This window comes from Methanomethylovorans sp. (assembly GCF_050177135.1).
GTDB lineage: Archaea > Halobacteriota > Methanosarcinia > Methanosarcinales > Methanosarcinaceae > Methanomethylovorans.
Map to the genome: position 1 here is coordinate 1 of NZ_JBFXHJ010000081.1, position 10,141 is coordinate 10,141.

At 40.4% G+C, this 10,141-nt stretch carries 9 protein-coding genes; 4 read left to right on the top strand and 5 right to left on the bottom strand.

Features of this window, described 5'->3' with window-relative positions:
* Window positions 1-196 precede the first annotated feature (196 nt).
* Window positions 197-640 (bottom strand): flavodoxin domain-containing protein, encoded by a 444-nt coding sequence (locus AB7U21_RS07595; RefSeq protein ID WP_292352229.1) that lies wholly within the window; start codon window positions 638-640, stop codon window positions 197-199.
* 177 nt (window positions 641-817) lie between these two features.
* Here AB7U21_RS07595 and AB7U21_RS07600 point away from each other — a divergent pair, with 177 nt between their 5' ends.
* Together AB7U21_RS07600 and AB7U21_RS07605 are read left to right on the top strand one after the other, a co-directional pair.
* Complete coding sequence (locus AB7U21_RS07600) at window positions 818-2,119, top strand: Single-stranded DNA binding protein (protein ID WP_428388063.1); 1,302 nt, start codon at window positions 818-820, stop codon at window positions 2,117-2,119.
* A 4-nt stretch (window positions 2,120-2,123) separates the two neighbouring features.
* Window positions 2,124-2,999 carry an RPA family protein gene (locus AB7U21_RS07605; RefSeq protein WP_428388065.1) on the top strand — a complete coding sequence of 292 codons (876 nt, stop codon included), beginning with the start codon at window positions 2,124-2,126 and terminating at the stop codon, window positions 2,997-2,999.
* A 10-nt stretch (window positions 3,000-3,009) separates the two neighbouring features.
* On the opposite strand, the gene AB7U21_RS07610 is transcribed toward AB7U21_RS07605, so the two are convergent.
* A complete protein-coding gene (locus AB7U21_RS07610) occupies window positions 3,010-3,330 on the bottom strand; it encodes a DUF6951 family protein (RefSeq protein WP_333787645.1) in 321 nt (106 codons plus the stop codon).
* Between the two features lie 155 nt (window positions 3,331-3,485).
* Window positions 3,486-3,806: a DUF6951 family protein gene (locus AB7U21_RS07615; protein WP_333787645.1), complete on the bottom strand. Its 321-nt coding sequence runs from the start codon at window positions 3,804-3,806 to the stop codon at window positions 3,486-3,488.
* Window positions 3,807-3,961: 155 nt separating this feature from the next.
* Between AB7U21_RS07615 and AB7U21_RS07620 the strand changes: the two genes are divergently transcribed.
* Window positions 3,962-4,552: a hypothetical protein gene (locus AB7U21_RS07620; RefSeq protein WP_333787644.1), complete on the top strand. Its 591-nt coding sequence runs from the start codon at window positions 3,962-3,964 to the stop codon at window positions 4,550-4,552.
* Between the two features lie 58 nt (window positions 4,553-4,610).
* Here AB7U21_RS07620 and AB7U21_RS07625 read toward each other — a convergent pair whose 3' ends face one another.
* The gene (locus AB7U21_RS07625) at window positions 4,611-5,534 is read right to left on the bottom strand and encodes an aldolase (RefSeq protein WP_428388068.1); all 924 of its coding nucleotides are present in this window, start codon (window positions 5,532-5,534) and stop codon (window positions 4,611-4,613) included.
* An 86-nt stretch (window positions 5,535-5,620) separates the two neighbouring features.
* Complete coding sequence (locus AB7U21_RS07630) at window positions 5,621-7,858, bottom strand: amino acid permease (RefSeq protein ID WP_428388070.1); 2,238 nt, start codon at window positions 7,856-7,858, stop codon at window positions 5,621-5,623.
* Window positions 7,859-8,299: 441 nt separating this feature from the next.
* On the opposite strand from AB7U21_RS07630, the gene AB7U21_RS07635 reads away from it, so the two are divergent.
* Window positions 8,300-10,141 (top strand): amino acid permease (locus tag AB7U21_RS07635; RefSeq protein WP_428388072.1); only part of this gene is annotated, 1,842 nt, incomplete at its 3' end.

Sequence of the window (10,141 nt, forward strand, 5' to 3'; positions counted from 1 at the left end):
GATCAGATTCATATTAAGTACTTAATTACAAAAATAAATTATAAATAGTTATCTTCGATGATTTATACTGAATTTGTGTCTTTAAGTGCTGAACAACGGTATATTCAGACGGATATGTTTAAATAATGTATCATTACCACAATAATCCTTATCTTGTGTTATAATGCCTCTAAAAAAGAAATAATTCTATCCAAAATTACTCTGTTCTGAGCTTCTTCAGCTTTAGAGCAATATCCTTGCCGAGGCGCTGGCATTCCTTTATATCCTTTTCTTCCGGGACATACTGCACCCTAAGAACAGGGTCTACTACTTTCATACCAGCCTCTCTCATCTTTTCCGCGATCATCACAGGTGCTTCACCACTCCATCCATAAGAGCCAAAAGCGGAACCTACTTTTCCATCCACTCCTTCAGCTATCAGTGCATCAAGGAACTTTGCGATAGGTTCAAGCATCTTGTAATAGAAAGTTGAAGAACCTATTGCTATGCCGTCATAGCTGGCAGCGTCTTTAGGGTCCCACTCGTAGAAGTTATCTACCCTTACTTCTATATGTTTCTGTCTGGCACCTTCAGCTATGGCTTCTGCCATCATCCGGGTACTTCCCTGGGTACTTAGATAAACGATTGCAAGTTTTACCATTTTAACGGTCCCCCGTTTTCTCATAAAGGACTTTCATGGAAAATACACTTAAATAAAGTCCCCTTTACAAATGGATATTATTCTCTGATAAACTTTTCCAGAAAAGTATATTCTGGATATGTTTATTGCTTATCAGGAATATCATGCATCTAAAGTTCCGGTGCAAGGAGATCATGGATGAATGACAAATATGCGCCTCATATTGAAGAGCTGGCAAAGGCGCTTGATGGCATAGACCACGATGATATAAAAATCGAGCTCGATAAACTTATCAGGTTCCGTGTACCTCTTGAAGAAGCCAAAAGAACAGTTTTAAATAAATTCAGCTCAAAAGAGGCTCCAGAGATAAAAATCAAGGATATTTCAAATGCACCAAAGAGTTTCACTCTGAAAGGCAGGATCACATCCGTCGAGAAAAGAAATTTTGTCCTTAAGGGCGAAACAGTGGATCTATATTCGGGCAAGATCTTAGATGAAACAGGGGTTTGCTTGTTCACTGCCTGGAATGATTTCTGTTTGAATGAAGGGGACATTATCCGGGTGCATCATGCCTACATGAAGCTATGGAACAATCGCCCTGAGCTTAATTTTGGACAACGCTCTATTGTGGAAAAGCTCCCTGAAGATCCATCCATACCCAGAACTGAACAGCTTTTCACTCAAACAAAAAAGATCATCGAAATCAACTCTTCAGACCTGCTGGTAAGTTCGCAGGGCGTAGTCACTGAGATGTATCACAGGGATGTCATTGTCAAAGGCAAAGATACTACTATAATAGAGGGTGTCATTGCAGATGAGACCGGTAAACTTCCTTTTACCTCGTGGGTTCCCATGGATGGAGTAGATATCGGTAATGCTATTAGTTTCAAGGCTGCCCACGTAAGGATTTTCAGAGGTATCCCCTCTTTAAATTTCACACATGAAACTTCATGGGAACTACTCCCTGATAACAAATGTCTTTTTTCCAAAAATAAGATCATGGCTCATGAACCTATCTCTATTCCTATTGCCTCTGTTCTTGAAAAGGATGGTCTTTTTGATGTAGTGGTCACAGGAAATATTATTTCCGTGCGCCCGGGTTCAGGACTGATCGAAAGATGTCCTGTTTGTAATCGCGTTATACAGAACAATGTTTGCCGGGCGCATGGTACTGTGGAGGGTGTCAAGGATATGCGGATAAAGGCGATACTTGACGATGGTACGGGAGCTGTTTATATCATGTTGAACAGGGAACTCTCAGAAACTATTTATGGAAGATCTATGGACGAAGCTGAGAACATTATAAAGTTATCCCTGTCAAAAGATGCTGTGTATGAGAGCATGAAGAGATCTTTGATAGGTGCTTATCTAACTGTAAGAGGCAATTCGTCAAAGAGCGAGTTCGGTACTACCATTGTTGTGAGGTCTGCCTGGCTTCCGGAAGATGATCTTCTTTCCCGCCTTGAGGGTCTATTGTTAAAATTACCAGAGGATGTTTGATATAATGGCAGAGAGAGAGATCGCTCAGAGACTGTTTGCAAAAGAGTTCAATGATTCTACCCTGAGCCTTACAAGCGTTACCAGTTATGATATTCCTGATATGAATTCTCCTAACCTGCTGATCTCTCCTACAGGTGTGCGTATCAATAGGATCTTTGTGGCCGGGGTGATAACAGAAGTTGAGAACCTGGGATCAGAAACCGGAAAAGAGCGAGATCTCTGGAAGGCTCGTATATCCGATCCAACTGGAGTGTTTATTGTATATGCTGGTCAATACCAACCAGAGGCTGCTATATTTCTGTCGACCGTGGCTGTGCCGTCCTATGTTGCTGTGGTAGGCAAAGCGAGGATATATGAACCTGAAAAAAATTCAGTGTTCATCTCCATAAGGCCAGAGGAGATCAACAGTGTAGAAAGTACGGTACGTGACAGATGGGTGCTAGATACAGCAGAACTGACACTAAAAAGGCTTGATCTGCTATCTGAGATATTTTTTGAGAAGATGCATGGAGAAGATCTGGCAGGATCCTTGAGATCAAAGGGAATAGATCCAGAGTCATGTGAAGCTATTCTGGATGCTATTGCATTCTATGGTACAGATCAGGACTATATTTCCAAGTTTAAACAAAGTGTGCGCAAAGCCCTGCTTTCCATTAAAGAAAATGCAGGCTCAGAAACGCAACAGAGGGATAATGCTGAAAATGTGATCTTTGAGCTCCTCAAAGAACTTGACAGTGGTAAAGGCGTACAGTATAGTTGCTTACTGAAAGAAGCGAAGTCACAAGGGATCCCGGAAGAGGTAGCGGATGCAGTTATCCGGTCTCTCCTTGCTAAAGGAGAGTGCTATGAACCCAGGCTTGGAGTTCTTAAGCTCATCTGAGCTATTGCCCTTATTCAAATTCAATACTCACGCTACCCGAATTCTTTGCAAGTGTTTTGGAAATGGTACCTATATCCATTCTGCATACGTGCATTATGCCGCATGGTACAAGACACGTGGAGCACCATTTTGCCTCCTTTACCTTCTGGAATACCTGGTTGTCATTGTAGAACGGTTCATAAAGTTCCTTTACAGGAATCTCCATATGTGAAAGTACTGCAACTTTCTTGCAAGGAGTTTCGATATCAATGACCATACTCTTGCCTTCTACTTTGCCGCTGATCCTATGGGTAAATCCACATATCCTAGAGTTCACTTTAACATCGGTCATAATTGCACCTGCTAATAATCTCTAATTTTGTATTATATACTTATTGTTGTCTTTTCTATATAATTGTCAGTGTGTGGTAGCCCGGTCTCTCCTTGCTAAAGGAGAGTGCTATGAACCCAGGCTGGGAGTTCTTAAGCTCATCTGAGCTATTGCCCTTATTCAAATTCAATGCTCACGCTACCCGAATTCTTTGCAAGTGTTTTGGAAATGGTACCTATATCCATTCTGCATACGTGCATTATGCCGCATGGTACAAGACACGTGGAGCACCATTTTGCCTCCTTTACCTTCTGGAATACCTGGTTGTCATTGTAGAACGGTTCATAAAGTTCCTTTACAGGAATCTCCATATGTGAAAGTACTGCAACTTTCTTGCAAGGAGTTTCGATATCAATGACCATACTCTTGCCTTCTACTTTGCCGCTGATCCTATGGGTAAATCCACATATCCTAGAGTTCACTTTAACATCGGTCATAATTGCACCTGCTAATAATCTCTAATTTTGTATTATATACTTATTGTTGTCTTTTCTATATATTTGTCAGTGTGTGGTAGCCCGGTATACTTAAATAATGACAAATCGACATAACAATCATCTTAAGTACTATAGTTCTAAATGGAGGCACTACTATGCAACGTGAAGAAATAATCAACAAGGTTCGACAGCGCCTCAAGGAAATAAAAGGTGTAGGAGAAACCTATGTCCTTCTTGAAGAGGACAGGGAGATCATTAAGGAACTTGAGAAAAAAGCAGATGATATGACACTTATGGGTCTTGGCCGGGGTGATAATCGGGGTATCAAAGAAGTGCTCAAGAAAGATGTGGTCATTCCATTCATTACCAGTATGGAATATGTGTGGCCGTGTTGCCCTAATGTCGTGCTCATGCACCATGATCGTGTGGTTGGAGAAGATCTGGATGATGAATGCAAGCTCAATGAACTAAAAAGCTGCAAGGATAACCTTGTCATTGGCAACATTGTGATCTATGATAAGGATCTGCTCAGGTCGATCGATCCCAAGACCGATCCTCTTATTGTGGTTTTGCCACCTAAGCCATGTGCTGAGGTAGAGGAATTACCTCATATCTGTAATGTTGCTCTTGCTTCTCCCTCTCCTCCAACGGATGAATACCTCAAACAAAAAATGGGTCTTCCGCAAGCCCACGGCACGGGAACCTTTATCCTGGGATTCGACTTCGAGTGTTCCGATGGAAACTAAATTCCTTAGTTTATTCCTCGGATCTTTTTTAAAAAAGAAAGGCTGAAATTCAGCCTTTTTATTTTCCCATGTATATCATGAGAGCTTCTTCCACAGTCGCATCTTCCACTGTGATCGCATATATGGCATTACACATGCGAACAGCTTCATCAAGTGTTTTCTGGTGGATGTTGCGGCCAGTTGCATTACCCATTGCGCCGCTTACATGTATCTGGTCATGGAGCTTCTTCAGGAAAGCTTTTGGATCATCGCTTGATCCTCCGGCACATACCACTTTTGTCCGGCCGGCTGCAATTACAGCCTCTTTGAATATCTCTGCTGAAGCAAGTCCTTCTTTTTTCGGGTAGTTCACTTTTACAAAGTCAGCGTTCAGGCAGGCACCAACACCCGTTGCGCCGGCAATAAGGTGCGGGTCCTTCTCGTCAGCTACTGCAGCACCTCTGGGGTATATCCAGAGTACCGTGAGCATTCCGTATTGGTGTGCATCGTACACGATCTGTGCCGCCTGTGCAAGCATATCTGCTTCATACTCGCTACCCAGGTATATAGTGTAACCCACGCCAAGTATCTTCAGTTTGCTGTTGTCCCTGAACTCTGCTATCTGGGGTACATCGTACCACTGGTTGCTAAAGGGATCCATTTGTTTAGTGGGAACAAGATGGCTCTTTGAGTTGATCTTCACAAGATATGGCACATCCGTATAGTCCATCCCATATCTTGCAATAAGGCCTAACTGGGTGGCGAAAACACCCATTTTTCCCTGGTGCGCTATTCTGAACAGATGTTCCGGATCATTGTCATCTGCTGCAGTATCTTCCCCATAAAAATCATCATTAAGATGCTCTACTTTCTGGTCGCCTGCAAAGAGCATAAGTCTTCCCGTGCTCTTTGTGATCTCCATATAATTATCTATATACGTTTCACGGGCCTCTTTGGGCACATCCAGTGGCACTTTGATATCGGAGCTTTTGATTGAAATCATTTTCATCACCTTATTTGTTCTCATTGCTTAATACGCGTATCTATAATAATGAACATTTCTCTCAAATTCGTTTTTTATGAACCTTTCTACCTGTTCTCATTGGACTCATTTCTTATACGTACTATTTTCTTGATCTTTTTCATAATAACATTATTTATGCCTTCTGTTGACAATGGTTTATGTTTCTTTACTATTAGCACCGGTCGTTGAGATCGCTTGGCTACATTGTACGGCAGCATTCCAAGCAAAGAAACTCTAAATCGCTGGCTCGAATCTCCAATTATTAGCAGATCATCCTGGCCAATAGAACCAAGTATACCATTCTCTGCGGAATAATGTTCTTTAACTTCGTAACTGATAGTATTTTCCTTCAGTTCCTTAATTATCTGTTCAAGTTCAGATATTATCTTTCTTTTCTTTTCTTCCTGGATATTCGGCTTAATCACTCGGAGTATATGTATTTTAGCTCCAGTGTTCTGTGCCAAGCGTTTTGCCAGAGTTATTCCGTATTTTGAATTCTCTTTCCCATTATAAGCAACTATTATTTTTTCTATTTCCTTAGGGAAATATCCGTTGAGCATGACTATGTTGTTCTTTGCGCCGGCAAGCACTTTAGAGGCTACATTTCCCATAGAGAAGTGTAATCTGTTCATTTCATGCCAGCCTATTACAATAAAATCAACATTTTCTATTTCTGCCTGTTCTATGATCGAATTTGCAACACTATGGTCAAATGCGATTATATACTCCCTCTCATGACCAACTATTATGGGAAACTCATCGAACTTTTCTTTCAATAAGTATTCCATCATGTTCTTATTGGCATGAAAAGCATCTCTTGCAGCTGTTAAACTTGTTTGTTTCGGTATTTGCATCACGTTAAGGCCAATTATTTCATCTCCCAGATTATCTGCAAGCTCTAATAGGTCCTGTTCATGTTTTGGATTAGCTATTGGAACAAGTATCTTGATCCGTGAATCAGATGGTACAGATGTGGGATAAATATTATTCTCAAGCATGTCAAATATGTTATATTTAGGATATGCTTTTTCAAATCCATAGTACTTATACCAAGTCGCTCCCACAAAGACTACAAAGATCGTGAATAATACGGGTAAGAATCCCATTAGTGGTAATAGTGCAAGACTTCCCACGATTCCTATTATTTGTGTGTAAGGATAAAATGGATCGGTAAATGCAGGCTTGTAGCCTTTTAGTGATCTTTTACGCAAGATTATTACTGATATATTGATCAGTACATATATCAAAATATTAAAAACACTCCCAAGCTTAGCTAATTGCTCCACATTAAATATCAATAAAAGTAAGATCATTATCATTCCACTTACAACTATAGCTCGATGTGGTGTCTCATGTTTGTTGTGGATCTTGACGAACCATTCAGGTATGAGCCTATCTCTTGCCATTGCAAAAGGGAATCTTGAAGAAGAAAGTATTGCGGCGTTAGCCGTGGATATTGTTGCAAACAGGCCTGCAAGGACGATCATGATCTTACCTAAGGTCCCATCTAACATCACAGCAACATCTACAAGCGGTGTATGTGTATTGATCGATTGTTCAAAAGTTAAAGTACCACTTATCACTATCATTACTGCAGTATAGATCAGCGTCACAGTCACAACAGATGCAATAAGAGCCCGTGGGAGGTTTTTTGCCGGGTCTTTCACTTCTTCTGATATGGCTGCAAGTTGTGTGATGCCAAGATAGGAAATGAATATAAGTCCAGTGGTGGCAAATATTGAAGTGTAGCCAAAAGGCATGAACGGGCTGAATTTGGCAGTGTCAAGCATAAAAGATCCCTGTATTATAAATATCGTCAATATAATTAATAAAAAAAGCACAATTATATTTTGTAAAGATCCACTGCTTCGTGCACCGCGATAATTGATCAATATCAATATTAATCCTGCTACTATAGATATTATTAAAACAGGTATTGGGTAGAAAACAAAAAAATAGTCAGCAAGGCCAACAAGTGCAAAAGAACCTTTGAACACTAATGCAAGCCATGCTCCAAGGCCGATGATAGCACCAAAAGATGCACCCATGGCCCTACTTATAAAAAAGTAACTTCCTCCAGCTTTTGGCATTCCTGTTGCCAGTTCGGCTACACTGATGGCTGTAGCTGTGGATATCAATCCTCCTATAAGAAAGGAGATTATGCACGCAGGGCCAGCTTCGGAAAGAGCTATTGCAGGCAATATAAATATGCCAGCCCCTATCATGGTCCCTGTTCCAATAGCAAAAGTTTCAAAGAACCCAAGGCTCCTTCCAAGCCTTTCTTTTGATCTTATAGTTGCCATCCAGCGTCCTCATGTCAAATACACATTAAAAGTGCATAAACATTATCTCTGAGAAACTTAATAGATGCATATAGTTTATGGATTTTATCTCTTTTTTATATTTATATCTAGCATTTATTACTTCCTTTTAAGGTGTATCTTCTCAAATATTATGAACAATTTTCGGTGAAAGATGAACAGATTAACCATAGAATATCATGAGGGTGTTTTTATTGAATAACTCTTATTCTCTGTTGAGCCGCCTTTTATTATCTTCTGTTTCTCAAGTGCAAAAGTAAATGCTTCGAAACATTAAAATTAGATTGCCGCTTAGTGCTAACAAATGATGAGAACGTCTCTATCCTATTTTATAATGGACTTGCTAAATTTCTATGTTAATATGAAGCGTATAATAAAAACGGTCAATTTGTAGTTTAAATTTTGTGGGGGGACATATTACCAATGGCTGCAATTGAAACGAAAGAGAGATTGGGACGTAGTCTGGGTTTTTTTTCAACGTTTGCCATCGGTACTGGCACGATGATCGGGGCTGGGATATTCATCCTTCCAGGAATCGCCTTCACAAATGCCGGTGCTGGAGCAATATTGTCTTTTTTGATAGGAGGTATTATCTCTATAGCTACAGCTGTCAGCATGGCCGAGCTGGCAACAGGTATGCCCATGGCCGGTGGAAGTTACTATTATATCAGTAGAACAATGGGTGCAGCATTCGGAGCTATAATAGGTCTTGGATCATGGTTTGCTTTGATATTCAAAGGTTCTTTTGCACTTATCGGCTTGGCAGAGTATTTTCAGGTGTTTTATCCATCATCTCTTTATTTTGTAGCGGCAATTTCGGGCTTTGTTCTTTTGATTATCAATTATCGAGGCGCAAAGAGCAGTGGTTCACTGCAGAACATTAGCATAATTCTCTTACTGATTATCTTGGCGATATTCTTAGCTGAAGTATTTTTGTTCGTCGAGCCGCTCAATTTCAATTCACCAACATCTGATTCACCAACATCTTATGGACCAGCATCAATAATAACTACAACAGGAATTATTTTTATTTCGTACCTGGGACTTGCAGAGCTTGCAGCAATTTCAGAAGAGGTGAAAAATCCATCAAAGAACCTGCCAAGGGCATTCATTGCTTCTGCATTGGTAGTTACCATTTTCTATGTTCTTATAATGATGGCAGTTGTAGGCGTCTCAAGCATTTATGCAGGAGCAGCTACTATCACCCCTCTTGCTGATATCGCTAATCTGATATACGGGGAAATTGGAAGCACCCTTATTGTCTTTGCTGCATTGCTTGCAACACTTTCAACAGCTAATGGAGCAATATTGTCTTCCTCTCGATTTCCATTTGCCATGAGCAGAGATGCATTAATGCCACAATGGTTTGTCCAGATCCACAAAAAATATGAAACACCATACAATTCTATACTGGTCACCGGGATCATAATGATCTTGCTGTTATTCTTGTTCGACATACAGCAACTGGCCAGGTTAGGTGGTGCATTTAACATCTTGATCTTTGTTTTGCTCAATCTGACGGTCATCATTCTAAGAAAAAGAACTTTACCAGAGTATGAACCAACTTTTAGAGATCCCTTCTTTCCATTTACTCAAATAATTGGGATCGTTGGAAGCCTGATCCTGTTACCATTACTTGGTGGCCTCCCTTTACTTTTTGCTGTATCGTTGATCGCTTTGGGTGCGTGGTGGCACTGGTTCTATGGAAAGGGCAAAGCTACTCCAGGATACACCCTATTTGACCTGCTGGAAAACAATATAGGGCCAGCTGTCATAGAGCCAGAGTCTGGTGTAAAGGTACTTGTCCCGATCTCCAATGTCAAACATGAGCATGACCTCCTGAGGCTTGCAGATTGTTTAGCTGATGAGATCGTAGGTCTTCATGTGTTCAAGGTTCCGGATCAGACAAGTTTAAAATTTGCTCAGGAAGCCTTTCATCAGAAGAAGATTGAAATGGACTCAGATTTCAAAGAGGAATTTGAAAATTATCCAGTAATTCTTGGACATAAAAGGAAGTTCATCACTGCTTTTGATCACAGTGTATCGAATTCGATAATAGAACAGGCAGAAGTTGAAAATGTAGATCTGGTGATCATGGGATGGCATGAGTCAAACAGGTTCCAGTATTCTCTTAGTGATGTAACAAATGAGGTTCTTTCATCGTTGAAACATCACATAGTTCTATTAAAAGGTCATCTCGCTTACAAGACAAATAAAATTGTGGTAGCATATAATGAAAAAGATAATTCAGCATATGGTCTGCAC

Coding starts and splice junctions, on each gene's coding strand:
- AB7U21_RS07595 (WP_292352229.1), bottom strand. CDS start 640: ATGGTAAAACTTGCAATCGTTTATCTAAGTACCCAGGGAAGTACCCGG.
- AB7U21_RS07600 (WP_428388063.1), top strand. CDS start 818: ATGAATGACAAATATGCGCCTCATATTGAAGAGCTGGCAAAGGCGCTT.
- AB7U21_RS07605 (WP_428388065.1), top strand. CDS start 2,124: ATGGCAGAGAGAGAGATCGCTCAGAGACTGTTTGCAAAAGAGTTCAAT.
- AB7U21_RS07610 (WP_333787645.1), bottom strand. CDS start 3,330: ATGACCGATGTTAAAGTGAACTCTAGGATATGTGGATTTACCCATAGG.
- AB7U21_RS07615 (WP_333787645.1), bottom strand. CDS start 3,806: ATGACCGATGTTAAAGTGAACTCTAGGATATGTGGATTTACCCATAGG.
- AB7U21_RS07620 (WP_333787644.1), top strand. CDS start 3,962: ATGCAACGTGAAGAAATAATCAACAAGGTTCGACAGCGCCTCAAGGAA.
- AB7U21_RS07625 (WP_428388068.1), bottom strand. CDS start 5,534: ATGATTTCAATCAAAAGCTCCGATATCAAAGTGCCACTGGATGTGCCC.
- AB7U21_RS07630 (WP_428388070.1), bottom strand. CDS start 7,858: ATGGCAACTATAAGATCAAAAGAAAGGCTTGGAAGGAGCCTTGGGTTC.